The sequence below is a fragment of the Streptomyces sp. NPDC102406 genome (genome assembly GCF_044765725.1).
Lineage (GTDB): Bacteria > Actinomycetota > Actinomycetes > Streptomycetales > Streptomycetaceae > Streptomyces.
Genome location: NZ_JBIWKP010000005.1, coordinates 492,527 through 517,889 on the forward strand (window position 1 = coordinate 492,527; position 25,363 = coordinate 517,889).

General features: G+C 71.5%; 18 protein-coding genes. 8 read left to right on the forward strand and 10 right to left on the reverse strand.

All coding sequences use genetic code 11. From position 1 onward, the window contains the following. Window positions 1–28: 28 nt before the first annotated feature. The 4 genes from ACIRF8_RS23440 to ACIRF8_RS23455 all read right to left on the reverse strand — a co-directional run bounded on the left by ACIRF8_RS23440 (window position 29) and on the right by ACIRF8_RS23455 (window position 6,719). On the reverse strand, window positions 29–3,829 hold the full coding sequence (locus tag ACIRF8_RS23440; protein ID WP_404217388.1) for a multifunctional oxoglutarate decarboxylase/oxoglutarate dehydrogenase thiamine pyrophosphate-binding subunit/dihydrolipoyllysine-residue succinyltransferase subunit: 3,801 nt from the start codon (window positions 3,827–3,829) through the stop codon (window positions 29–31). A 235-nt stretch (window positions 3,830–4,064) separates the two neighbouring features. Then, window positions 4,065–5,204 carry an ATP-binding protein gene (locus ACIRF8_RS23445; protein WP_404217389.1) on the reverse strand — a complete coding sequence of 380 codons (1,140 nt, stop codon included), beginning with the start codon at window positions 5,202–5,204 and terminating at the stop codon, window positions 4,065–4,067. Next, window positions 5,201–5,938: a response regulator transcription factor gene (locus ACIRF8_RS23450; protein WP_404217390.1), complete on the reverse strand. Its 738-nt coding sequence runs from the start codon at window positions 5,936–5,938 to the stop codon at window positions 5,201–5,203. Before ACIRF8_RS23450 ends, ACIRF8_RS23445 begins: the two co-directional genes overlap by 4 nt. A 94-nt stretch (window positions 5,939–6,032) precedes the next feature. Beyond that, entirely contained in the window at window positions 6,033–6,719 is a 687-nt protein-coding gene (locus ACIRF8_RS23455) for a spermidine synthase (protein ID WP_404217392.1), read from the reverse strand. 186 nt (window positions 6,720–6,905) lie between these two features. Between ACIRF8_RS23455 and ACIRF8_RS23460 the strand changes: the two genes are divergently transcribed. Then, window positions 6,906–7,685 carry a rhomboid-like protein gene (locus tag ACIRF8_RS23460; RefSeq protein ID WP_404217393.1) on the forward strand — a complete coding sequence of 260 codons (780 nt, stop codon included), beginning with the start codon at window positions 6,906–6,908 and terminating at the stop codon, window positions 7,683–7,685. A gap of 89 nt (window positions 7,686–7,774) precedes the next feature. After that, window positions 7,775–10,189 (forward strand): endopeptidase La, encoded by a 2,415-nt coding sequence (gene lon, locus ACIRF8_RS23465; RefSeq protein ID WP_404217394.1) that lies wholly within the window; start codon window positions 7,775–7,777, stop codon window positions 10,187–10,189. A gap of 115 nt (window positions 10,190–10,304) precedes the next feature. Here lon and ACIRF8_RS23470 read toward each other — a convergent pair whose 3' ends face one another. Further along, entirely contained in the window at window positions 10,305–11,126 is an 822-nt protein-coding gene (locus ACIRF8_RS23470) for a lysozyme (protein WP_404217395.1), read from the reverse strand. Between the two features lie 283 nt (window positions 11,127–11,409). On the opposite strand from ACIRF8_RS23470, the gene ACIRF8_RS23475 reads away from it, so the two are divergent. Continuing rightward, window positions 11,410–11,910 carry a MarR family winged helix-turn-helix transcriptional regulator gene (locus ACIRF8_RS23475; RefSeq protein WP_404217540.1) on the forward strand — a complete coding sequence of 167 codons (501 nt, stop codon included), beginning with the start codon at window positions 11,410–11,412 and terminating at the stop codon, window positions 11,908–11,910. 30 nt (window positions 11,911–11,940) lie between these two features. Here the strand turns inward: ACIRF8_RS23475 and ACIRF8_RS23480 are convergent, their stop codons facing one another. Next, a complete protein-coding gene (locus tag ACIRF8_RS23480) occupies window positions 11,941–12,729 on the reverse strand; it encodes a protein phosphatase 2C domain-containing protein (RefSeq protein WP_404217396.1) in 789 nt (262 codons plus the stop codon). A gap of 422 nt (window positions 12,730–13,151) precedes the next feature. Between ACIRF8_RS23480 and ACIRF8_RS23485 the strand changes: the two genes are divergently transcribed. Genes ACIRF8_RS23485 through ACIRF8_RS23505 form a run of 5 tightly spaced genes read left to right on the forward strand, consistent with a single transcriptional unit; the run spans window position 13,152 to window position 18,700 of the window. Continuing rightward, on the forward strand, window positions 13,152–15,908 hold the full coding sequence (locus tag ACIRF8_RS23485; RefSeq protein WP_404217397.1) for a nitrate- and nitrite sensing domain-containing protein: 2,757 nt from the start codon (window positions 13,152–13,154) through the stop codon (window positions 15,906–15,908). Next, the gene (locus ACIRF8_RS23490) at window positions 15,905–16,396 is read left to right on the forward strand and encodes a roadblock/LC7 domain-containing protein (protein WP_404217398.1); all 492 of its coding nucleotides are present in this window, start codon (window positions 15,905–15,907) and stop codon (window positions 16,394–16,396) included. The genes ACIRF8_RS23485 and ACIRF8_RS23490 overlap by 4 nt, the downstream gene beginning before the upstream one ends. Then, window positions 16,393–16,797 (forward strand): DUF742 domain-containing protein, encoded by a 405-nt coding sequence (locus ACIRF8_RS23495; RefSeq protein ID WP_404217399.1) that lies wholly within the window; start codon window positions 16,393–16,395, stop codon window positions 16,795–16,797. The genes ACIRF8_RS23490 and ACIRF8_RS23495 overlap by 4 nt, the downstream gene beginning before the upstream one ends. Beyond that, a complete protein-coding gene (locus tag ACIRF8_RS23500) occupies window positions 16,778–17,407 on the forward strand; it encodes a GTP-binding protein (protein ID WP_404217400.1) in 630 nt (209 codons plus the stop codon). Before ACIRF8_RS23495 ends, ACIRF8_RS23500 begins: the two co-directional genes overlap by 20 nt. A gap of 45 nt (window positions 17,408–17,452) precedes the next feature. Next, window positions 17,453–18,700 (forward strand): styrene monooxygenase/indole monooxygenase family protein, encoded by a 1,248-nt coding sequence (locus ACIRF8_RS23505; protein ID WP_404217401.1) that lies wholly within the window; start codon window positions 17,453–17,455, stop codon window positions 18,698–18,700. On the opposite strand, the gene ACIRF8_RS23510 is transcribed toward ACIRF8_RS23505, so the two are convergent. The 4 genes from ACIRF8_RS23510 to ACIRF8_RS23525 all read right to left on the reverse strand — a co-directional run bounded on the left by ACIRF8_RS23510 (window position 18,693) and on the right by ACIRF8_RS23525 (window position 25,363). Then, entirely contained in the window at window positions 18,693–19,835 is a 1,143-nt protein-coding gene (locus tag ACIRF8_RS23510) for an NlpC/P60 family protein (RefSeq protein ID WP_404217402.1), read from the reverse strand. The genes ACIRF8_RS23505 and ACIRF8_RS23510 overlap by 8 nt on opposite strands. A 110-nt stretch (window positions 19,836–19,945) precedes the next feature. Continuing rightward, window positions 19,946–20,218 (reverse strand): hypothetical protein, encoded by a 273-nt coding sequence (locus ACIRF8_RS23515; protein WP_404217403.1) that lies wholly within the window; start codon window positions 20,216–20,218, stop codon window positions 19,946–19,948. A 38-nt stretch (window positions 20,219–20,256) separates the two neighbouring features. Then, complete coding sequence (locus ACIRF8_RS23520; protein ID WP_404217405.1) at window positions 20,257–20,589, reverse strand: hypothetical protein; 333 nt, start codon at window positions 20,587–20,589, stop codon at window positions 20,257–20,259. Window positions 20,590–20,641: 52 nt separating this feature from the next. Further along, window positions 20,642–25,363 carry a putative T7SS-secreted protein gene (locus ACIRF8_RS23525; RefSeq protein ID WP_404217406.1) on the reverse strand — a complete coding sequence of 1,574 codons (4,722 nt, stop codon included), beginning with the start codon at window positions 25,361–25,363 and terminating at the stop codon, window positions 20,642–20,644.

Below are 25,363 nucleotides of genomic sequence, written 5' to 3' on the forward strand. Positions count from 1 at the left end.
GGGCCCCTCCCGCGCGGAGGCGAGGCGGTTACGCCTCGAACACCTCACGCACCAACTGCTCCTGCTCGGCCTGGTGGCGCTTGGCGGAGCCGACCGCGGGCGACGAGCCGTGCGGGCGCGAGATGCGCCGCAGCCGCTCGGCCCCCGGGATGTCGGCGCCGACGGCCAGGTCCAGGTGGTCGATCAGGTTGAGCGCGATGAACGGCCAGGCACCCTGGTTCGCCGGCTCCTCCTGCGCCCACAGGTACTTCTCGGCGTTCGGGTACTTGGCGATCTCGGCCTGGAGCTCCTTGCCCGGCAGCGGGTACAGGCGCTCGACGCGGATGATCGCGGTGTCGGTGATACCGCTCTTCTTCCGCTCGGCGTCGAGGTCGTAGTACAGCTTGCCCGCCACGAAGACGACCTTGCGGACCGCGTTCGCGTCCACCGACTCGTCGCCGATGACCGGACGGAAGCCGCCCGACGTGAACTCCTCCACCTTCGACGCGGCGGCCTTGAGGCGCAGCATCGACTTCGGGGTGAAGACCACCAGCGGCTTGTGGTGCGGGTTGTGCACCTGCCACCGCAGGAGGTGGAAGTAGTTCGACGGCAGCGTCGGCATGGCGACCGTCATGTTGTTCTGCGCGCAGAGCTGGAGGAAGCGCTCGACGCGGGCCGAGGAGTGGTCCGGGCCCTGGCCCTCGTAGCCGTGGGGGAGCAGCAGCGTCACACCGCTCGTCTGGCCCCACTTCTGTTCGGCGGCCGAGATGTACTCGTCGACGACCGTCTGCGCGCCGTTGACGAAGTCACCGAACTGCGCCTCCCACATCACGAGGGACTCGGGACGCGCCAGGGAGTAGCCGTACTCGAAGCCCATGACCGCGTACTCGGAGAGCAGCGAGTCGTAGACGTTGTAGCGGGCCTGGTCGGGCGACAGGTACAGCAGCGGCGTGTAGTCCTCGCCGGTCTCCCGGTCGATGAGGACGGCGTGGCGCTGACCGAAGGTGCCGCGGCGCGAGTCCTGGCCCGAGAGGCGCACCGGGGTGCCCTCCAGGAGGAGCGAGCCGACGGCGAGGGTCTCGCCCATGCCCCAGTCGATGGTCCCGTCCTCGATCATCGCGGCACGGCGCTGGAGCTGCGGCAGCAGACGCGGGTGCACCGTGACGTTGTCGGGGATGTTGACCTGGGACTCGGCGATGCGCTTGACGACCTCCTGCGAGATCGCCGTCTGCACGGCCACCGGGAACTCGGCCTGCGGGTCCGACATCGGGGCCTCGGCCGGCTGCGCGACGGCCTCACGGACCTCCGTGAAGACCTTCTCGAGCTGGCCCTGGAAGTCCTGGAGCGCCTGCTCGGCCTCTTCCAGGGTGATGTCGCCGCGACCGATGAGCGACTCGGTGTAGAGCTTGCGCACCGAGCGCTTCTTGTCGATCAGGTCGTACATGAGCGGCTGCGTGAACGCCGGGTTGTCCGACTCGTTGTGACCGCGGCGGCGGTAGCAGATGAGGTCGATGACGACGTCCTTGTTGAACGCCTGGCGGAACTCGAAGGCCAGACGGGCAACGCGGACGACGGCCTCGGGGTCGTCGCCGTTCACGTGGAAGATCGGCGCCTCGATCATGCGGGCCACGTCGGTGGCGTACATGGAGGAGCGCGAGGACTCCGGGGCGGCGGTGAAGCCGACCTGGTTGTTGATGACGATGTGGACCGTGCCGCCCGTGCGGTAGCCGCGGAGCTGCGACATGTTGAGCGTCTCGGCGACCACACCCTGGCCCGCGAAGGCCGCGTCACCGTGCAGGGCGACGGGCAGGACCGTGAAGTCCGTGCCGCCCTTGTTGATGATGTCCTGCTTGGCGCGGACGATGCCCTCGATGACCGGGTCGACCGTCTCCAGGTGGGACGGGTTCGCGGCCAGCGAGACCTTGATCTGCTCGCCGTCCAGGCCGGTGAAGGTGCCCTCGGCGCCCAGGTGGTACTTGACGTCGCCGGAGCCGTGCATCGACTTCGGGTCGAGGTTGCCCTCGAACTCGCGGAAGATCTGCGCGTACGACTTGCCGACGATGTTGGCCAGCACGTTCAGCCGGCCGCGGTGGGCCATGCCGATGACGACCTCGTCGAGGCGGGCCTCGGCGGCGGAGTCGATGACCGCGTCGAGCAGCGGGATGACGGACTCGCCGCCCTCCAGGGAGAACCGCTTCTGGCCGACGTACTTGGTCTGGAGGAAGGTCTCGAACGCCTCCGCCGCGTTCAGGCGGCGCAGGATGCGCAACTGCTCCTCGCGCTCCGGCTTGGAGTGCGAGCGCTCGATGCGGTCCTGGATCCACTTGCGCTGCTTCGGGTCCTGGATGTGCATGAACTCGACGCCGGTGGTGCGGCAGTACGAGTCGCGCAGCACGCCGAGGATGTCGCGCAGCTTCATCATCGACTTGCCGGCGAAGCCGCCGACCGCGAACTCCCGCTCCAGGTCCCACAGGGTGAGGCCGTGCTCGGTGATGTCCAGGTCGGGGTGCTTGCGCTGCTTGTACTCCAGCGGGTCGGTGTCGGCCATGACGTGGCCGCGGACCCGGTAGGAGTGGATCAGCTCGAAGACCCGCGCGGCCTTGGTGACGTCGTCGTCGTGCGACGCGTCGATGTCCTTGAGCCAGCGGACCGGCTCGTAGGGGATGCGCAGGGCCTTGAAGATCTCGTCGTAGAACTCGTTCTCACCGAGGAGGAGGTTCGCGACGATGCGCAGGAACTCGCCGGAGGCGGCGCCCTGGATGACCCGGTGGTCGTAGGTCGACGTGAGCGTCATGACCTTCGAGATGCCGAGCTTGTTCAGCGTGTCCTGGGAGGTGCCCTGGAACTCCGCCGGGTAGTCCATCGAGCCGACGCCCATGATGACCGACTGGCCGGGCATCAGACGCGGCACCGAGTGGACGGTGCCGAGGCCGCCGGGGTTGGTCAGGGAGACCGTGACACCGGTGAAGTCGTCCATGCCGAGCTTGCCGTCGCGGGCGCGGCGGACGATGTCCTCGTAGGCCTGCCAGAACTCGAAGAAGTTCAGCGTCTCGGCCTTCTTGATGCCCGCGACGACGAGCTGGCGGTCGCCGTTGGGCTTCACGAGGTCGATGGCGAGGCCGAAGTTGATGTGCTCCGGCTTGACCAGCGTCGGCTTGCCGTCCTTCATCGCGAAGGAGTAGTTCATCGACGGCATGGCCTTGATGGCCTGCACCATGGCGTACCCGATGAGGTGCGTGAAGGAGATCTTCCCGCCGCGGGCGCGCTTGAGGTGGTTGTTGATGACGATGCGGTTGTCGAACAGCAGCTTCACCGGGACGGCGCGCACGGACGTGGCCGTGGGGACCTCGATGGAGGCGTTCATGTTCTTCGCGACGGCGGCGGCGGGTCCGCGCAGCGTCACGAGCTCGGGGCCGGCGGGGGCCTCGGTCGTCACTGGTTCAGCCTTCTTCGGAGCGGGGGTGGCGGGAGCGGGCTTCGCGGCGGCGGGCGCCTGCTGCGCGGGCTGCGCGGCAGGGGCGGGAGCCGGCGCGGCGGCCGGTGCGGGGGTCGCGGCGGCGGGCTTCGCGGGCGCCGGAGCCTGCGCGGCGGGCGCCGGCTCGGCGGGGGCCGCGGGCTTCTGGGCCGGAGCCGCGGTCGGCGCAGCCCCCGCGGCCGCGGCACCTGGCTTGTAGTCGGCGAAGAAGTCCCACCAGGCTCGGTCGACCGAATTCGGGTCCTGGAGGTACTGCTGATAGATCTCGTCGACGAGCCACTCATTGGGACCGAAGGCGGCAGCAGGGTTTTTGCCCTGCCCGGCTTGGTCGGTCTCGGTGGAGATGCTCGAGTTACTGGGGGACTGTGGCGACACGGCGTGAACCGCCCTCTTCCGCTTCTCACAAGGTGATGGACAGCGGGAATAAAGGCTACGCCTCCATCAGCGGCACGTGCAGGCCGGGCCGGTGATCCGTCGTGTAAGTCACACTGCGCGTTGTGTTTCGGGCCGCGAAATGGCGGGAAACAACCGGGGTTTCGGTACGTTCGGCCACGCGCCCGGCGCACTCGGATATGCCTGGGCGCGGCTTGACCTCCGCCTGACCGAAACCCTACGTCAACTTTGCGGTCGAGGCGTGTCCCGGAAGAGTGACCTTGATCCGGCACCCGCGCGCCGATTCGGCCACGCCGATCCGGCCGCCGTGCAGGTCCACGGCCCAGCGGGCGATGGCGAGGCCGAGGCCCGTGCCACCGTCCCCCTTGCCCTTCGCGTTGCCTGCGGCCCCGCGGTTGAAACGCTCGAACACCCGGTGCCACTCCGACTGCGGGATGCCCGGCCCCTCGTCGAGCACTTCGAGCTCCAGCGACTCGGGGGCGAACCCGCGCCGCGCCCGTACGGTGACGCGGCCGTGCGGCGGGGAGTGCTTCACCGCGTTGTCGATGAGATTCGCCACGACCTGGTGGATGCGCTCCGGGTCGGCGTGCGCCGTCAGTTCGGGCGGTGAGACGTCGAGGTGGAGATGGACGTCGGTCCGCGTGTGGGTGCCGGAGCCGGAGGCGATGCCCGCGCGCTGGGACACCGCCATGTTCGCTTCCTTCAGCACGCCCGACAGGTACGGCCAGACCTCGAAGCGGCGGGTCTTGAGCGGGACCACCCCGTTGTCCAGGCGGGACAGGTCGAGCAGGGTCTCGACGAGCCGGCCGAGCCGCTCCGTCTGTTTCAGCGCCGTGCGCATCGTCTCGGGGTCGGCCGCCATGACGCCGTCGACGACGTTCTCCAGCACCGCGCGCAGACCGGCGATCGGCGTGCGCAGCTCGTGCGAGACGTTGGCGACCAGCTCCTTGCGCTGCTGGTCCTGGGCGGCCAGTTCGTCGGCCATGCGGTTGATCGTGACCGCGAGGTCACCCAGCTCGTCGCGGCGGTCCGCGCCCCGGACGCGGCGCGTGTAGTCACCGTTGGAGATGGAGCGGGCGACCGTGTTCATCTCGTCGAGCGGCGCGGTGAGGCTGTGCGCCACGAACTGGGTGATCAGCAGCGTCGCGATGATCGAGAACACGGTGATGAAGCGCAGCTCCGTCGCCGTGTACATCGCCACCATGAGCAGACCCGTGGTGATGAAGACGGAGACGACGACGAGCGTGCCGAGCTTCGCCTTGATCGAGAAAGGGCGCAGGCCGCCCGTCGCCCAGTGCGGGTTGAGCGGCGGCGGCCGGTGGGCCCGGTCGTAGGGTGCCCGGTCCCCGGTGCTCATGGCGCCGGCGTCTCCAGCGCGTACCCCACACCGTGCACGGTGCGGATCCGCTCCGCGCCGATCTTCCGGCGCAGCGCCTTGATGTGGCTGTCGACGGTGCGGGTGCCCGAGGCGTCCGCCCAGTCCCACACCTCGGCGAGCAACTGCTCGCGGGAGAGGACGGCGCGGGGCGTGTTCGCCAGGCAGACCAGGAGGTCGAACTCGGTGGGCGTGAGGTGGACGTCCTCGCTGCGGACCCGGACGCGGCGCTGCGCGTGGTCGATCTCCAGTTCGCCCAGGCGCAGGATGCCGCTGCGCGGGGTGGCCGCGGCGATGGCCGCCCGCTCGACCCGGCGCAGGAGCACGTGGACCCGGGCGGCCAGCTCCCGCATGGAGAACGGCTTGGTCATGTAGTCGTCGGCCCCGACGCCGAGTCCGACGAGCATGTCCGTCTCGTCGTCGCGGGCCGTCAGCATCATGACCGGGACCGGCCGCTGCGCCTGCACGCGGCGGCAGACCTCCAGGCCGTCGAAGCCGGGCAGCATGATGTCGAGGATCAGCAGGTCGGGCTGCCACGCCTCGGCGGTGTCGACCGCCGCGGGACCGTCCTGCGCGGTTTGCACGAGGAATCCCTCGGCCCGCAGCCGGGCGGCGATGGCGTCCACGATCGTCGGGTCGTCCTCGACGACGAGGACCCGTCGCTGGGCCCCCGGGGTCGCCGTGCCGCTGTTGTGGGAGGTGTGTGTCTGCTCCATCGCCCCGCCCCTGCATGCGCGCCGTCGTGACGCGCTTGACGCTTGAATGATCTGGGTTTCGGACGTCAGCGTACGGGGAGTTACCGCCGGTCGGCTACGCGGCCCGTACTGCGAGGTGCACTACGTCGGGTACGCCTCGGACAACCGGGATCTCTTCGGTGCGGACCGCCCGGAATCCGGCATTCCGCAAGGTTCCTTCGAAATTTGCGGACGGCTGTGCGGACCAGACGGCCAGCACACCGCCGGGGGTGAGGCGGGCCCGGCAGGCGGCGAGTCCGGCGGGGGAGTACAGGCTGTCGTTGTCCTCGGTGACGGTCCAGTCCGGGCCGTTGTCGATGTCCAGGCAGAGGGCGTCGTAGGTGACGGCCGCCTCGTGCAGGTGCCGGACCAGATCGGCTTCGGCGATCGTGGTGCGGGGGTCCGCGAGGGCCTCGGCGGTGAAGGGTGCGAGCGGGCCGTCGCGGTGCCAGTCGATGACCGCGGGCTCGCGTTCGACGACGGTGATGCGGCCCCAGCGGGGCTCCGCCGCGGCGTGGGCCAGGGAGAACCCGACGCCGAGGCCGCCGATGAGGAGGCTCGGTGCGGCGCGGTCGGGCGGGAGTTCGGCCAGCGCGGCGTCGATCAGGAGCCGCTCCGAACGACCGTCGGAGGTGTCCATCAGGAAGGTGCCGTTGGCGATGATCTGGAGCAGGGCGCCGTGGCGGCGCAGGACGACTTCGCCGTAGGGACCGGTGCGGCGGTCCAGGACGACGGGCGGTTCCGTGAGAAGGCTGTCGGGCATACGGCCATTCTTCTCGTTCGGCGACGCATGGCGAGGGAGTTCCGGGACAGGAGACTCCGGGGGTGGTACCCGCGACCGTGAGGGCCGGACGCCAGGATCACCCGAGAGGTTGCTGTGAATCCCGTCACATCTGGTGTTGCCGGGGGTAAGAAACCAACCTGATGTGCACGAAAGGGGAGCACGCGCGTGAAAACGAACGTGCCGGTCGATTCTGGTACAGCGCCCGTCGCCGAAGGGCGGTATCCGCGCCCACTGACCGGCGTCCCGGCGCAACCAGGGCCCCCGGCTCCGGAGACCCGCCGAAGCGATCGCCCCGGCCGCCCCGGCCGCTTCCGCCCCTGGCGGCTGCTGCCCACGCCGGCCCGGACGCCCTTCACCTGTGCCTACGCGGTCGTGCTCGTCGCCACCTCACTGTTCATGGAGTTCGCCGACCCGGACACGGTCGCCGCGGCGCTCCGGGCGTCCAGCACCGACGTCGCGCACCTGGTCCGGTCGCCGGTGGTGACGCTCGTGGCCAGCGCGCTGTGGATCGTGGGCGGGGTCACGTCCCCGTTCGCCCTCGCGTTCGTCATCGTGCTGAGCGCGCTGGAGCGGCGCACGGGCGGGCTCCGCACGGCCGGGATCTTCGTGCTCGGCCATGTCCTCGCGACCCTGGCCACCGAGATCCCCGTCGGCCTCTCCGTGATGACGGGCCACCTCCCCGAGAGCTCGCTGCACCGCCTGGACTACGGCGTCAGCTTCGGCGTCGCCGCGAGCATCGGCGCCCTGGCGGGACTGCTCACGCCGTGGCCCCGCCGGCTTGTGCTCGCCGTCGTCGTCGCGATGCTCACCGGCGACCTGCTCACCTTCACCGACCCGCTGGCGAGCTGGGGCCATCTGCTGGCCCTGGCCGTCGGCGTCACGACGTGGCCCCTGCTGCGCTTCCGCAGGGGCGCCACGCGGTACGACCGGGCCGCGACGGGGTGATCGCTGAGAGCGAACGCATGGCCGGGAACATCCGGAGGCTGGGAAGCATTGAGTCGATGTAGCTCAACTTGACTGCCGAAGGGGAGATCATGGCTTCGACGTCCACACCGCTCACCTTGCCTGTGCTGCCGCTCGACGACGAGGTCGTGCTGCCCGGCATGGTGGTGCCCCTGGACCTGAACGACACGGACGTCCGCGCCGCGGTGGAGGCCGCCCAGGCCGCCGCCCGATCCAGTGGGGACAGCAAGCCCAAGGTGCTGCTTGTTCCGCGCATCGACGGCACGTACGCGAACACGGGTGTGCTCGGCACGGTCGAGCAGGTCGGCCGCCTCGCCGACGGCGACCCGGGCGCTCTCATCCGCGGTCGCGGCCGCGTGCGGATCGGCGCCGGCACGACCGGCCCCGGCGCCGCCCTGTGGGTGGAGGGCCTGACCGTCGAGGAGGAGGGCCCCGAGCAGCCGCTGCCGGGCGCCGTCGCCGAACTGGTCAAGGAGTACAAGGCGCTCGCCACCAACTGGCTGAAGAAGCGCGGCGCCTGGCAGGTCGTGGACCGCGTCCAGCAGATCGACGACGTGTCGGTCCTCGCCGACAACTCCGGGTACTCGCCCTTCCTGACCACCGAGCAGAAGCTCGAACTCCTGGAGACCGCCGAGCCGGTCGCCCGCCTCAAGCTCGCCACCGAGCAGCTTCGCGAGCACCTGGCCGAGCAGGACGTCGCCGAGGCGATCGCCAAGGACGTACAGGAAGGCGTCGACAAGCAGCAGCGCGAGTTCCTGCTGCGGCGCCAGCTCGAAGCGGTCCGCAAGGAGCTGCGCGAGCTGAACGGTGACGCGGAGGGCGAGGAGTCCGACGACTACCGCGCCCGCGTCGAGGCCGCCGACCTGCCCGAGAAGGTCCGCGAGGCCGCCCTCAAGGAGGTCGAGAAGCTGGAGCGGTCCAGCGACCAGTCCCCCGAGGGCTCGTGGATCCGCACCTGGCTCGACACCGTCCTCGAACTGCCGTGGACCGAGCGGACCGAGGACGAGTACGACATCAAGGGCGCCCAGGAGATCCTTGACGCCGAGCACGCCGGTCTGGCCGACGTGAAGGAGCGCATCACCGAGTACCTGGCCGTGCGCAAGCGGCGTTCCGAGCGCGGGCTCGGCGTCGTCGGCGGCCGTCGCGGCGGCGCCGTGCTGGCCCTCGTGGGCCCGCCCGGTGTCGGCAAGACGTCGCTCGGCGAGTCGGTGGCGCACGCGATGGGCCGCAAGTTCGTCCGCGTCGCCCTCGGCGGCGTGCGCGACGAGGCCGAGATCCGCGGCCACCGCCGTACGTACGTGGGCGCCCTGCCGGGCCGTATCGTGCGCGCCATCAAGGAGGCCGGGTCGATGAACCCGGTGGTCCTGCTCGACGAGATCGACAAGGTCGGCTCCGACTTCCGCGGCGACCCCGCCGCGGCCCTGCTCGAAGTCCTCGACCCGGCGCAGAACCACACCTTCCGCGACCACTACCTGGAGGTCGAACTCGACCTGTCCGACGTCGTGTTCCTCGCGACGGCGAACGTCCTGGAGGCCATCCCCGAGGCGCTGCTCGACCGGATGGAACTGGTGCGGCTCGACGGCTACACCGAGGACGAGAAGGTCGTCATCGCCCGCGACCACCTGCTCCCGCGCCAGTTGGAGCGGGCCGGTCTGGAGAAGGACGAGGTCACCCTCGACGAGAGCGCGCTGCGCAAGCTGGCGGGCGAGTACACCAGGGAGGCGGGCGTCCGTAACCTGGAGCGTTCCGTCGCCCGGCTGCTCCGCAAGGTCGCCGCGCAGCACGAACTGGGCGAGCGCGAGCTGCCCTTCACGGTGACCGACGCCGAGCTGCGGGGCCTCATCGGGCGCCCGCACCACGTGCCCGAGTCCGCCCAGGACCCGGCCGAGCGGCGCACGGCGGTGCCGGGTGTCGCGACCGGGCTCGCCGTCACCGGCGCGGGGGGTGACGTGCTCTTCGTGGAGGCGTCGCTCGCCGACCCGGAGACGGGCGCGGCAGGACTGACCCTCACCGGCCAGCTCGGCGACGTCATGAAGGAGTCGGCGCAGATCGCGCTCTCCTTCCTGCGCTCGCACGGCGCGGAACTGGAGCTGCCCGTCGCCGATCTGAAGGAGCGCGGCGTGCACATCCACTTCCCGGCCGGTGCCGTGCCCAAGGACGGGCCGAGCGCGGGCGTCACCATGACGACCGCCCTCGCCTCCCTGCTGAGCGGACGCCTGGTCCGTACGGACGTGGCGATGACCGGTGAGGTGTCGCTGACCGGCCGGGTGCTGCCCATCGGCGGCGTGAAGCAGAAGCTGCTCGCCGCGCACCGGGCCGGCATCACGACGGTGATCATCCCGAAGCGCAACGAGGCGGACCTGGACGACGTCCCGGCGGAGGTCCTGGAGAAGCTGGACGTGCACCCGGTGACGGATGTCCGCCAGGTGCTCGAACTGGCCCTCGCGCCCGCCTCCGCGGACCTGGAGGTCCCGGTGGCGGCGTGACGGACGCGGCCGGATGATGAAGACCCGGGTTCTCATCGGAACCCGGGCCTTCGCGTACTGTCACGGGGCTCCGCCCCGGGCCCCGGTCCTCGATCGCCGGACGGGCTTGAGTCGGTCAGCCGTTGGCGAGGGCCTGGACGCGGTCGAGTGCGCCGTTGAACTTGTTGTGGTCGCCGACCGTCGGCCCGGACGACGTGTACTGCCACATCGTCTGGACGCCCCAGCCGGCCGGGAGCGTGCCCACCGTCGAGGCGTACCGGGCGATCCACAACGGATTGGTGGTGCCGAACGCGGCGGAGTTGCCGGTGCACTGGGTCCACCAGCTCGTGGCCGTGTAGATCACGGCGTCACGGCCGGTGCGCGCCTTGTACTGGTTCACGAAGTCCCGGATCCACGAGACCATCCCGGCGGCCGTCTTGCCGTAGCAGGCGTCGCCGTACGGGTTCCACTCGATGTCGAGCGCGCCCGGCAGCGTCCTGCCGTCCCTGGACCAGCCGCCCCCGTGGTCCACGAAGTAGTTGGCCTGCGTGGCGCCGCTCGTCGTGTCCGGCGTCGCGAAGTGGTAGGAGCCGCGGATCATGCCCACGTTGTACGAGCCGTTGTACTGCTGGGCGAAGTACGGGTTGGTGTAGTACGTGCCCTCCGTGGCCTTGACGTAGGCCCACTTCACGCCGCTGCTCCACAAGGTCGACCAGGCGACGTTGCCCTGGTGGCTGCTGACGTCGACGCCCTCGGTCTGGGTGACGCGGCCGACCGGGCCCTGGCCGGTGTCGCCGTCGTGCTCGGCCACCCCCATGCCCATGTGGGCCTCGCCCCGGGCGGGGACGTCGGCGGCGTGCGCGGCGCTCGGAAGGGTGAACAGGAGGGAGAGGGCGGCGAGGAGGGCGCCGGCGGCGAAGCTTTTACGTCGGGTGGTTCCGGGTCTGTGCACGGGCATTGCATGCCTCCATGAAGGCCGTGGGGGACCAGCGCGGCGCTGATCGGGGACCTGTGCTGGGTGTGCGACCTGTCGGCATGTCCCGCGGGCGACGTCGAGGACCGTGCTGGTATGGACATGCCATGCATGAAGCTACGCAGGTAGACCTGGGGGAGGGAAGGGGGTCCGGATGGTGCCGTTGGTCTACTCCTGCGAAATACTGACGGAGCTGCGGTGATGGCGGCGATTGGCGAAAACTTTCAGAACAGGGAAACCCGGGGAAACTCTGGCCATGGGTGCTGACGTGCACGAAGACGGGAACGGCGAGCGGCGGACCGCCGAACGTGGCACGAACTCCGCCGCCGCGCCGAGTGGTGTGGACCAGGAATTCCTCTCGCTGGAACGCGAATTGACGGTCTTCCTGCGACGCGCCCGGGCCTCCTCCGGCGAGATGGCCCGCGAGGTCCACCCGGACCTGGAGCCGGCCGCGTACGGGCTGCTCGTGCGCCTGGAGGAGTGCGGGGCGCAGCGGGCGACCGCGCTCGCCGCGTACATCGGCGTCGGCAAGGCGACGATGAGCCGCCAGTTGCGCGCCCTGGAGGAGCTCGGCTTCGTCTCCCGGGAGCCCGATCCGGCCGACGGCCGCGCCTGGCTCGTCTCGCTCACCGAGCGGGGCCGGGTCGACTTCGGCCGGGTGCGGGAGGCCCGCCGCATGCGGTACGTGCGGCAGCTCGCGGGCTGGGACCGGTCCGAAGTGGCGGAACTGGCGCGGCTGCTGCACCAGTTGAACGCGGGCGCGGAATAGCCGACCGGCGCACCGCTGGGGCGTCCGCCGTCACAGCTCCGCGTAGACGAGCGTCGCGTCGTCGTGGGTCTTGCTGCGGCGCAGATACGTGCGGGCCCGGGCGTCCGCGTCCTCCAGGGCGCGGACCCGGGCGACCGCCCCCTGCGCGCCCTCCTTGCGTACGAGGGCGAACAGGTCGCCCCAGTCGCCCTGGTGGAATTTCTCCACCCAGCGGGTCACCCCGTCGGTCAGCGCGGTGAGCGCCCGGACCCGGGCGCGGGGAAGCGTGCCGGTCACGGCCCGGGCCGCCACCGTCGGGTCGGCGGCAGCCGTGAAGAAGCCGCCCTCCTTGTTGCGCACGGTCGCGTCGGCCACCGCGTCCGAGGCCAGGGACGTACGCGGGAGCCGGGCGAGACGGTCGTCGAGCAGGGCCGTCACCGCGCCGTCCGGCGCCTCGACGAGCAACGCCGCGTCGGACAGCACCAGGTACTCGACCCGCTCCGCGTCCCAGCGGGCGAGGGCGACGGTTGCCTGAGGGGTGCGCGGGTGAGAAAGGTCACAGGTTGCGCGATGGGCTTCGGCGGTACGGGTGATGGCCGCCGCGAGGATGTCACCCAAGGTCATATCCCGGAGCGAAGTGGACAGTTCGGCCAGGGCGGCACCGAGCCGGGCCGTGAACCAGGGGACGGAATGCAGACATCCGTACGGGGTCGGCGGCGGCGTGACACCGTCGAGGACGACCAGTGATCCGCCCTGTCCGCAGGCCGGAACCGCGACCGAGGCGTAGTCCTCGTTCGGACGGTTGGCGACGCCGGGTTCGGTGGCCAGTTCGATGCGCATTCGGCCAGTCTGCATGAGCCGCGCTCACGGCCGGGCGATCCGTGCGGATCGGTCCGTACCAGCAGGTGGGGCGCCTGTTTTGGGGCGGAATGATCGACTCCGATGAAGCGCGGCGGGGCATCTTGCCAAAGCCTGTGAAAGACGTCCAACCGGCGCACCGTGGGCGCGCCGTCCCCGTGCCGGGGGAACTTGCTCCTCAACTCCCGCTCGATGTTCACTCCTTCGGGTGGCGGGCAAGGTGATGTGCGCCCCCTGCTCACCGGCGCTGGAATGGTCAGGAGCCATGCCAGAGGGGCGCGTGGGTTGACAGGCCGTCACCTGCGACCATGGGTAGGACGAGTCAGGAATGCGAGCACCAGGTGCGGAACACCTCCGGCGGTAACGAGGCCAGTGGGACGGGTGGGCCGGATGGTGCGGGTGGCTTGGAATCGGCGGCACTGACCCCGGAGAGCGCGGGCACGCCCCAACCGCCTCCCGCAGGCAAGGGCAAGCGGGCCCGGGTGCGGAACCGGCTGCTCATCGCGGTCGCCGTCGTCGCCGCCGCCGTCGTCGGAGCCGGGGCCCCCGCCCTCCTGGCCGCCTCCGGACAGGTCGGGGAGTCGCAGGGGCTCGTCGACGACGCCGAGCGGACCCAGTCGGCGCTCGCCCTCTCGCACGCGCTGGCCGACGAGCGCGACGAGGTCAGCGCCTACATCGCCGCCGGACGCCCCAAGGGGCGGGGGCTGAGCGAGGAGCGCGGCGCCCGCGTCGACCGACAGGTGGACGAACTGCGCGGCGACGCCACCGGATCACTGCGGCGCACCGTCGACGACGTCGCCGCCGTCCGGCGCGCCGCCCTCACCGGCAAGGGCTCCGCCCTGGAGGCCCACACCGCCTACTCCGAGGCCATCACGGAACTGCACCGGCTCGCCGAGGAACTGGCCGACGCGATGCCGCCCCGCGCGGGTTCCGGCGCGCACGCCCTCGCCGACCTCGACCGCGCCGTCGACCAGGCGTCCGCCGCCCGCGGCCTCCTCCTCGCCGCGTACGCGGTACCGGAGCCGGCCACCACGACCACCGTCGACCCCGTCACCGGGCTGCCGACGACCGTCCAGGGCGAGGACACCGCCGAGGGCAAGCGGCGCGACGCGCTCAGCGCCGCCGCCCAGCAGGCCCGGGTGCGCGAACAGGCCGCCCTGGCCGACTTCCGCGACTCCGCCCCGGCCGCGTCCGTGTCCGCGTACGACTCCACCGTCACGGGGCCCGACGTCAGCAAGGCCGACACCTACCTGGCCCGGCTCACCGACGCCCCGACCCTGTCCGACGCGGAGCTGGCCTACGACGCCAAGAGCGTGGACGCCGCCCTGACCGCCCGGATCGACGCGATGCGCGGCGCCGAGTCCGCGCTCGGGGACCAGCGCGTCAAAAGCCTGGAGCGGCTGCGCGACGACGACGTCAACGGGCTCGAACTGCGTATCGCGCTGGTCGGCGTCTGCCTCCTCGCCGCCGTCGGCGTGGCCATGGGCGCGGCCCGTTCGCTGACCCGGCCGCTCGCCGTGCTCCGCCTCGGCTCGGCGCGGGTCGCCGCCGCCCCGGCCGGCGAGGAGCCGATCAAGTTCACCGGACGCAACGACGAGTTCGCCCAGGTCGTCCGCTCGGTCAACGCCCTGCACGCGCACGCCGTCGCCCTCCACGAGCGCCAGGGCACCCTGGAGTCCGACCGCAAGCACCTCGTCGGCGAGCGGCAGCGCATGGCCGACGACCGCGACGCGCTCCGTGCCGAACTCGCCGAGACCGGCGCGCAGTTGGAGCGGGTCCGGAACTCGATCAACGGCACGTTCGTCAATCTGGCCCTGCGCACGCTCGGCCTCGTCGAGCGCCAGCTCGGCGTGATCGAGGGCCTGGAGGACCGCGAGCAGGACCCCGAGCGGCTGGCCACGCTCTTCAAGCTGGACCACTTCGCCACCGTCATGCGGCGCCACAGCGAGAACCTGCTCGTCCTCGCCGGGGCCGAGCACGGACAGCAGCACGCCGGTTCGGTGCCGCTCGTCGACGTCCTGCGCGCCGCCGTCTCGGAGATCGAGCGCTACGAGCGGGTCCGGATCGCCGCGCTGCCGCCGCACGCGCACATCGCCGGGTTCGCCGCCGACGACCTCAGCCACCTGGTCGCCGAACTCCTGGAGAACGCCACCTCGTTCTCGCCGCCGGACGCCTCCGTCGAGGTCTCCGCCTGGCTCCTGGAGAACGGGGAGGTCATGCTCTCCGTCCAGGACGAGGGCATCGGCATGGCCGAGGAGCGGATGCGGGAGCTGAACGGCCGGCTCTCCGCGTTCTCCGCCGAGCAGACCCACGACCCGGAGGACGCCGAGGGGCTCGGGCTCGGCCTGTACGTCGTCGCGCGGCTCGCGGCGCGGCACGGGGTGCGGGTCCGCCTGCGCGAGCAGAAGCAGGGCGGGGTCGCCGCCGTCGTCGTGCTGCCCACCGCGCTGCTCGCGGCCGTGCCCGCCGTGGCCGCGCCACCGCCCGTGCCGGTGCCGGGCGGCGCGCCCGCCGTGCATCTGCCGGGCTCCGAGGCCGAGGCCAACTCCAACGTCCTGAGCGGCCGGGCGACGGACCAGGCCGCCGCCCCGGCCCGGGCGCCCGAGCCGGACCCGGACGCCGCCGACCCGCTCATCGAGGCCGCCGAGCAGGCCGTCCGCGAGGCCGAGGCACAAGCACGGCCCGAGGCCGAGCCGGAGCCCGAGACCCAGCCGGAGTCCGAGACCCAGCCGGAGCCCGAGACCCAGCCGGCGTCCGCGCCGCCGGTCGAGTCCGAGTCCGAGACCACCATGGAACTCGTCGCCCCGCCGCGGCCCGAGGCCGCCCCCGCGCCGGACACGCGCCACGCCGGAGGCGACATAGCGGAGCCCGCCGCCGACGTCCCGGCGCAGCGCGCCCCGCAGTGGGAGCGGGTCACCGACAAGGGGCTGCCCAAGCGCACCCCCAAGGTGACCGCGCCCGCCGCCGCCCCGAAGCCGCGCACCGGCTCCGTCGACGCGGACGCGCTGCGCCGCAGGCTCGGCGGCTTCCACAGCGGCGCTCTCAAGGGCCGGCGCGACGTGGAGGCGGAGATCGGGGACCGGCCGGCCGCGGCCGGGACCGGCACCCAGGAACGTATCGGAGAAGCCAAGGGGGACACAGCCGAGGAGGCAAGCAGTTGACTGCGCCCACCCCTGCACTCAACAACCCCGCGCTCAGCACCGAAGCACGCAATCTGCACTGGCTGCTGACCAATCTCGTAGAGGAGGTGCCAGGGCTCCTCTCCGTCGCGGTCGTCTCGTCCGACGGGCTGCTCCTGCTCTCCTCCGACCCCGGGAGGAACACCGAGGCCCCCGTCGACCGCAGCGGCGGACCCAAGGGCTCCAGCGCCGACCTGGCCACCATCGTCTCCGGCGTCGGCAGCCTCACCATCGGCGCCGCGAAGCTGATGGACGGCGGGGGCGTCAAGCAGACCATGGTCGCGATGGAGGAGGGCAGCCTCTTCGTCATGTCCATCAGCGACGGCTCCCTGCTCGGCGTGCACGCCACCCCGGACTGCGACATGAGCGTCGTCGCCTACCACATGGCGCTCTTCGTCGGCCGGGCCGGGCACGTCCTGACGCCCGAACTCCGCAGCGAACTGCGCCAGTCGATGGAGAGCAGCCGGTGACCAGTCCCAAACTCCCCGTGCGCGGCGGCGACCGCAAAGCCGCCCGCGTACGCCCCTACTCCCTGACCGGTGGCCGCACCCGCTTCGGGCACGTCCTGCTCGTCGAGACGTTCATCGCGAGCACGGCCGCCATCGAGGGACCCGACGAGCGCCTGGAGATAGGGAAAGGGACGCTCGCGGGTGTCATGCCCGAGATGCGGGCGATCGTCGAACTGTGCCGCCGCATGCGCACGGTCGCCGAGATCTCCGCGCTCCTCAAGATGCCCCTGGGTGTGGTCCGCGTCCTGCTGAGCGACCTCGCCGACCAGGGAAAGATCCGCGTGTACGGAACCGGTCACGGCCCGGGACAGCCGGACCGCGCGCTGCTGGAAAGGGTGCTGAGTGGACTCCGCCGTCTCTGAGCTCCTCGCCGGACTCCCCGGTGAGGAAGAACAGCTCCAGGCCTGGCAGACGGACAGGACGAGGGCCCCCGTCGCCACGAAGATCGTGGTGGCGGGCGGTTTCGGCGTCGGCAAGACGACCCTCGTCACCGCCGTCTCGGAGATCCAGCCCCTCCAGACGGAGGCGCTGATGACCGAGGCGAGCGAGGACACCGACGACCTCTCCGCCACGCCGGAGAAGACGACCACGACGGTCGCCATGGACTTCGGCCGCATCACGCTCGACGACGACCTGGTCCTGTACCTGTTCGGCACACCGGGCCAGCAGCGGTTCTGGTTCATGTGGGACGACCTGGTGCGCGGCGCGATCGGTGCCGTCGTCCTCGCCGACACCCGCCGGCTGCCCGACTGCTTCCCGGCCCTCGACTACTTCGAGAGCTGCGGCCTGCCCTACGTCGTGGCCGTCAACCACTTCGACGGGACAGAGGAGTTCGAGGCGGCCGACGTCCGCGAGGCCCTGACGGTGCCGCCGCACGTGCCCGTGCTGATCATGGACGCGCGGCGCCGGATATCGGCGATCGAGACGCTGCTCGCCCTGGTCGCCCATGCCCTGGACGCCGCCCCCGAATAGCCCCTGTCCGTACGCCAGTTTTCGTCATCAGTTAGAGGCAGCCGTATGTCGCGGAAGATACTCGTCGTCGGAGCCGGCCAGTCCGGTCTCCAGCTCGCCCTGGGACTCCAGTCCCACGGCTACGAGGTCACCCTCATGTCCAACCGCACCGCCGACGAGATCCGCTCCGGGCGGGTCATGTCGACGCAGTGCATGTTCCACACCGCGCTCCAGCACGAGCGCGACCTCCAGCTCAACTTCTGGGAGTCGCAGGCCCCCCGGATCGAGGGCCTCGGCGTCTCGGTGGCCGCCCCCGGCTCGCACGACCCGGGCCCCACCCAGCGCGCCGTCGACTGGGTCGGCAAGCTCGACGGCTACGCCCAGTCCGTCGACCAGCGCGTGATGGCCGGCTGGATGGAGACGTTCGCCCAGCGCGGCGGCCAGCTCGTCATCCACGGCGCGGCCGTCTCCGACCTGGACTACTTCTCCCGCACCTACGACCTCGTCCTGGTCTCCGCGGGCAAGGGCGAACTGGTCTCCATGTTCGGCCGCGACGCGTCCCGCTCCCCGTACGGCGAGCCGCAGCGCGCCCTCGCCGTCGCCTACGTGCACGGACTCGACGTGCGCCCCGAGCACCCCGACTTCGACGCCGTCCGCTGCAACCTCGTACCCGGCGTCGGCGAGCTGTTCGTCATGCCGACGCTGACGACGACCGGCCGCGCCGACATCCTCTTCTGGGAGGGCGTCCCCGGCGGCCCCGTCGACGTGTTCAAGGGCGTCAAGGACCCCTCCGAGCACCTGGCGCTGACCCTGGAGCTGATGGAGAAGTTCACGCCCTGGGAGTACGCGCGCGCCACGAAGGTCGAGCTGACCGACGCCAACGGCACCCTCGCGGGCCGCTACGCCCCCACCGTCCGCAACCCGATCGGCCGGCTCCCCGGCGGCGGCGCGGTCCTCGGCGTCGCCGACGTGGTCGTCGCCAACGACCCGATCACCGGGCAGGGCTCCAACTCGGCGTCCAAGTGCGCCGCCGCCTACCTCGCCGCGATCGTCGAGCACGGTGACCGGCCGTTCGACGAGGAGTGGATGCGGTCGGCCTTCGACCGGTACTGGGACACGGCCCAGCACGTCACGAAGTGGACGAACGCCATGCTCGGCGCCCCGCCGGAGCACGTCCTCAACCTGATCGGCGCGGCCGGCCAGCTCCAGCCGGTGGCCGACCGCTTCGCGAACGGGTTCAACAACCCGGCCGACTTCGAGAACTTCTTCTACGAGCCGGAGAAGACGGCCGCCTACCTCGCCTCGGTCAGCTAGCCCCCTCGGGGCTGTCGTACCCCGCGTCGCCCCCCGACATCGCACCGCGCGGCAGCGGCGGCGGCCGGTACCCGGACATCGGTTTGTCCTCCGGGTCCGGCCGCACCGCGCCGAGCACCGGGTTCGCGGCGATCGGCGACACCTTCACGCGCGCGCCGGGCCGCGGTGCCTGCACGACCTTTCCGCCGCCGAGGTACAGCGCGACGTGGGTCGCCCTGCGGAAGTACACGACGAGGTCACCGGGGCGCAGCCGGGACAGCGGCACCCGCGGCAGCTTGGCCCACTGCTCCTGCGACGTCCGCGGAATCTTGCGCCCCGCGTGCGCCCACGCCTGCGAGGTCAGCCCGGAGCAGTCGAAGGAGTCCGGCCCCTCGGCGCCCCACACGTACGGCTTCCCGATCTGCCGCACGGCGTACGAGAGCGCGGCGTCACCCGCCCTCGACGGCGCCCTGGCCGCCGAACCCAGCGCCCCCGACGCCATGAACGCCCGCTGCGACGCGGTCGCCCCCGTCTCCTCCAGACGCGACATGTCGGCGAGCTGTTCGGGCGTCAGGGAGGCGAGCAGTTCCTCGACGTCCCCGAGCCGCGACCGCACGGCGTCCCGTTCCTTCTTCCGCTCCTCCGCGAGCCGCAACTGCGCGTCGAGCGCGGCCCGCGCCCGGGTGGCCAGGACATCGGCCCTGCGCTCGGCGCCGGTCAGCCGGTCGACGGTGGCCTTCCGCTCCCGGGCGGCCCGCAGGACGACATGCCCCTGGTCGAGCGCGTGCAGCGGATCACGGGCCAGGAGCAACCGCACGTACGGGGAGATGTCGCTGCGCCCCTGGTACTGCTGGCGCGCCAGGCGCCCGGCCGCGATCCGGCTGCCGTACAGCGAGCCGCGCGCCGCCGCCAGTCTCTCGGTGAGGGCCCGGGCCTCCGCGCGGCGCTCCTTCAACTTCTCCTCGGTCGCGTTGTACGTCTCGGTGGCCTCCTCGGCCTCCCCGTACAGCTCCTGAAGCCGCGTCAGCAGCCCGGCCACGGACTGCTCCCCACCGGGGCCAGGATCCGGCTCCGGTAGCGCGCCCGCCGGGCCCGGCGCCGCCAGCACCCCCGCGACGGCCGCCGCGCACACCCATCGCACCAGCCTGCCTGACACCTCATCACCTCCGGTACGGGCCAACCCTCGTGGCCCCGCACCGTGACCATGCGCAGACCGCGCCCCCGCCCACGCGGCGGACTGCGCGGTTCGGCCCAACCCAGCCGCCCTTACGAGTCACGTCTGCGCGGCCACGGCCAGCGCACGCCCCGCTCGACCTTGCCGTCGGGCACGAACACGTATTGCCACTTCTGCACGAGCCGCACGGCCTTGCCGTCGGGCACGGGCTCACGTACGTACACGAGCACGGTGTCGGGCCCGCCGGCCGCGTCCGGCACGGGCACCTTGTACACCTTGGGCGGGTTGCCGGTGGCCGTCACCAGGACGGGCAGCGACCGTCCGTCGAGGGGGCCACCGACAAAGGGGATGTCTTCGCTCTTCACGGCGTGATTGTCGCGCACCGGCCGCGCCGGGCGCCGGTTCAGCCGTCCAGGCGGGCGGCCCGCTCCTTCAGTTCCTCCGCGTGCGCGTCCCAGTCGGGGCCGAAGGAGAGCAGGTCGGCCGCCGCCTCCCGCAGCAGCTCCGCGTCGTCGGGGCGCTGGAGGCAGGCCAGCCGGAACGCGAGGTTGCGGGCCCACACCGGCATGGCCATCCAGTCCTCGGCCAGCGCGCCGCGCAGCGCCGGAAGGATCTCCTCCGGAGTGGCGAACGTGATCTTCTCGATGAAGTCCCGGACGGCCTCGGGAACGCGCGGGCCGTCCGCCCGCTCGGTCGAGACGATCAGGTCGCGCATCGGCTTCGTCAGGTCAGGCATGATCCGTCTTCGTCACGTTTCGTCGGAGTTGTTCGTGTTCCGTCGGCCCGGCTCAGGGATTGAGCCAATAGGTCGCCACACGGTACACAGAGTCGGGTGTCTGGGAGACGCGGTAGCCGATGTCATGACCGCCGATCTTCAGGGACCCGTCCATGGGCCCCGTGAACCCGGGCCCGACCTTGGGCACCGTCCCCCCGTTCTTCATGTGGTCGTAGACGGAGTTGACGATTCCCTGCTCGATCTCGTCCGGGGTGAGACCGGTGGTGCGCAGATCGTTCGGCACACCGTTCGGACCGGTGTGCGCCCGGTCGTAGCCGTGGCCGGTGTTGAACTGCCACGTGTCGTCGCCGACCTGCGCCGTCCGCTTGAGGTCCTGGCCCGCGCCCTTGGACTCGCCGTAGGTGACCTTCTTGTAGTCGGACGGCATCAGACCCAGCGGGTCGCACACCGTGTGCGGATTGGAGACGTACGCCGACGGGTTCGGGGCCGGGGCGAGGCCGAGCGGGTCGGTGGTGAGGTAGCGGGCGGTCTCCGGGTCGTAGTGCCGGAAGTAGTTGTAGTGCAGGCCCGTCTCGGGGTCGAAGTACTGGCCGGGGAAGCGCAGCGGTGTGTACGTCGAGGCGTCCGCGTTCCACGTCGTGGTGCCCCACAGGGTGGAACGGGTGCGCCAGGCGACGGCTCCGCTCTCGTCGACGAGTTCGCGGGGGGTGCCCACGAGGTCGGTGACGATGGCGAAGAACCGGGAGTCGATCTCCTCCTGCGGGGCGTCCGCGGCGCCGACGCGTTCGGTCTGCGCGACGGGGTGCAGACCGCGGTGGTCCCAGGTGACGGTGACCGGGCCCGGCAGCTCCGCCGCGTACGTCGTCTGCTCGCACAGCGTCGTGCCGTCCCAGGTGAACGTGGTGCGCTCGGCGACCGTCACGCCGTCCGCCGCCATCCGCAGCTTCGCCGTACGGCGCCCCTTCGCGTCGTACGTGTACCGCCACACCGTTCCGTCGGGCGTGGTGACCTGGGCCAGCCGGTCCTCGGCGTCCCACGCGTAGCGCCAGGTGTCCGGCTTGCGGGACAGGCGCGTCTTCTGCCGGAGCGTGACCCGGCCGAGCGCGTCGTGCTCGTAGCGGACGCCCCCGGCCCGGGTGAGTCCGGTGCCCGTGTACTCGCGCTCGCCGGTGGCCTCGTGACCGGGGTGGGAGGCGGGCCAGGAGGCGGTGGTCTGGTTGCCCGCCGCGTCGTAGGCGTACGTCTCCGTCCAGTGGGCGGCGCGCACGGCGGTGACCCGGCCCGCCGGGTCCAGGTCGAAGGTGCGCGACCCGTCGAGGTGGTCGTCCAGGGCCGCGAGGTGGCCGTCCGCGCGGTAGGTGTAGGCGCGGCGCTGCACCGTGCCGCCGTCCGGGCCCGTCGCGGACTGCGCGAGGAGCCGGCCCAGCGGGTCGTAGGTGTTCTCCAGGGTGAGGAAGTCACCGACACCGCGGGTGAGTTCGCGTCCGGCGGCGTCGTAGGTGACGTCGAGGGCGCGCCCGGACACGGTCAGGCCCACCGGCCGGCCCGCCGCGTCGTACGACCAGGTGGTGCGCGCGCCCGTCGGTGTGGTCCGCGCGACGCGACGCCCCGAACGGTCGTACTCGTGGCGCAGTTCGCGGCCGTCGACGGTCTCGGAGCGGACGCGGCCGTAACTGTCGCGCAGGATCGTCAGGCGTGAGCCGTCGGGGCCCGTGGCTTCGGCGACCTGGTCGGTGAGGTCGTAGGCGTACGTGGTGACCTGGCCGTCGGCGTCCTTGCGGACCGTGCGGCCGAGGGCGTCGTGCTCATAGGAGGTGGTGCGGCCCAGGGCGTCCGTCCGGGAGGTGAGACGGCCCGCCGCGTCGTGGGTGTAGGTGAGGGTGCGACCGTCGAAGTCCGTCTCGGCGCTCAGGCGGCCCGCCGGGTCGTAGGTGTAGCTCCAGGTCAGGCCCTGGGAGTTCGTGACCTGGATGAGGCGCAGTTCGCTGTCGTGGGTGAAGGTGTGGCGGACGCCGTCCGGGGTGGTGCGGGCGGTGAGCAGGTCGAAGTGGGTGTACTCGTAGCGGGTGGTGCCACCGGCCCGGTCGGTGTGGCGCACACAGTTGCCCTCGCCGTCGTACGCCCAGGTCTCGCTGGTGCCGTCGGGCGCGGTGCGACGGGTCAGATGCCCCTCGACCGACCACTCCAGGAGGGTGACGAGCCCGGTCGGGTCGGTCAGCCGCACCGGGCGGCCGAAGGCGTCGCGCTCGTAGCGGGTGACGCCGCCGAGCGGGTCCGTGATCTCCACCGGCAGGCCCGCCCGGTCGCAGCGCACGGTGGTGACGTGCCCGAACGGGTCGGTGACCGTGGTCAGGCGCCCCGCCTCGTCGTGGCCGAAGACGGTGGTGGCCCCGGTCGGGCCGGTCGTCGACGTGCGGTTGCCGCGCGCGTCGTAGGTGTGGCGCGTGAGCGTGCCGTCCGCCGCCCTGATGCGCGAGGGCAGGCCGAACCCGTCGTACTCCGCGGTGATCTCCCGCCCGTCGGGCCGGGTGATCGCGAGGACGTTGCCCGCCTCGTCGTACCGGTACGACGTGACGTGGCCCAGCGGATCGGTCCGGGTCAGGACCCGGCCGCGGCGGTCCCGGGTGAAACGGGTGGTGTGGCCGAGCGCGTCGGTCTCCGCCACGACCTGGCCGTCGTGGTCGATGAGGTAACGGTTGCGGTGGCCCCGCGCGTCGGTCGTCGTGGTGACCCGGTACCCGGTGGCCTCGTCCACCTCGTCGTAGGACAGCCGCAGCGTCATGTGCCCGTCCGTGCCGCCCTCGGCGACGCAGCGGTCCCGCTCGTCGTACTCGTACGTGTACGAGCGGTCGTTGCTGTCGGTCCACGAGGTGACGCGACCGCGGTCGTCGTAGGTGAAGCGCAGCGGCAGACCGGAGGAGTTGACGACCTCGGTGAGGTCACCGACCTCGGAGTAGCCGTAGCGCTTGATCTCCTGGTCCGTGCCGCCGGGGCCCGCGCCGGCCAGGTGCAGGGCGATGACCCGGTCGCCGTCGACGGTGACGTGGAGGCGGTGGCCGCCGGAGGAGACGACGGCGAGCGGGGTGCCCTCGGCGTCGTGCTCGAAGGTGATCCAGTTCCCGTTGCGGTCGTCGATCTGCTCCAGTGCGGCCCGGTCCGCGCCGAGGTCGGCGAAGTGCCAGGTGCGGCCGGTGTACGGGTTGGTGACCGTGTACCCGCCGTCGACCCGGTCCAGGGGCCAGTGGCGGCTGCCGTGCGTGGGCAGGGTCGGGATGCCGGGCGCCGGGTGCGGGTAGGTCAGGAGCAGTCCGTCCTCGGTGACGAGGACGACGCCCTCGGCGTCGATCTCCAGACGCTGGTCGAGCGTGGACGTCCAGGACGGTCCGAACCAGCGGCCGAGCCGGGAGCCCGACTCCACCCGGCGCCGGAACACCAGCGGCAGCGCGCCCGGCAGCTCGATGTCGGTCTCCGGCAGGTACATCTTGCCGGTGACGAGGTCGATCGGGTCGCTGGGATCGTGCTCGTACTTCTCGCGCGAGGGCTCGGTACGGCCGTGCGGCTCCTTCTGGACCGCCTTGCGCGCCCCGTTCTCCAGCCCTTCCTTGGCGCCGGTCTTGAGCCCCATGCGCAGTCCGCTGCGGGCGAGTCCGGCGCCTTTGGTGCCGATGAGTTCGGGCAGGAGGCGGCCGACGAATTCGGAGGGGTCGTTCTTGAAGCCGTCGACGGCGGCGGTGACGATGCGTTCGGGGTGGGCGGCGGTGGAGACGAGGCCGGAGAGCGTCATGGAGACGTTCTGGAGGTAGGCGGCGGGGTGGGTGAGGTTGTAGGGGTCGGTGGGGTTGAGGCCGCGGGCGAAGTTGACCAGTCCGGCGGTGCCTTTGAGGACGCCGCCGACGACGTGGGTGAGTTCGGTGTTGTAGGCCTGGTAGCCGTCGACGAGGTTGTTGCCGAGCCGGTCGAGCGGCGGGGGCTCGGCGGGTGCGTGTGCGAGGGCGGCCCTGACCTTGGTCTGGGCGTCGGAGGCGGCGGTGTTGCGCTGCTTGCGCGCCTCGGCAAGGGTCTCGTGGGCCTTCTTGATGTCGGCCTTGCCGGGGTCCTGGAAGGGTTCGGGCCTCGGGCCGGGGTCCTCGTTCGCCTTGATCTTGCCGTTGTAGGCGTCCACCCGCTTGTTGTAGGCGTCGACCGCGTCCTCGGAGGCCTTCTTGCCCTTCTTGTAGAGCTCGACCGCCTCCTTCGCCTTGCCCTGCGCCCACTTGACCGTGTCCGCGTAGGACTCAAGCGCCCCGGCCGCCGTCTCACAGGCATCCGCCGCCTGGGCCCACTTGGTCGGGTGCATCTCGAACTTCTTGCGGAACGCGTCACCGCCCTCACCGGCCCAGCCGGAGGAATCGACCTTGCGCATGCCGGAGGCGACGTGGTCGAAGGCGGTGTGGAAGTCCTTGAGGTGCTTGGCGGACTCGCGGATCGTGTCGGGTTTGCCGTGGACGAGCTCGTCGGCCTCCTCGGTCTGGCCGAGCTGCTGCTCACCGGGGGTGGCACCGAGATCGGATGCGACGTCGTCGCCCCAGTCCTCGACCGCGTCGGCGGCATCGTGCAGACCGACCTTGTCCAGTCCCTCACCGACCTTGTCGGTACCCCAGTCGATGCCCTCACCGACGAGCTTCTTGCCCTCCTCGTAGCCGTCCTCCAGCTTGCCGAGGCCGTCGTTGATCCCGTCCTTCAGCGCGCCACCGGCGTCCTTGAGACCGCTGCCGATGTCTCCGAGCAGACCCAC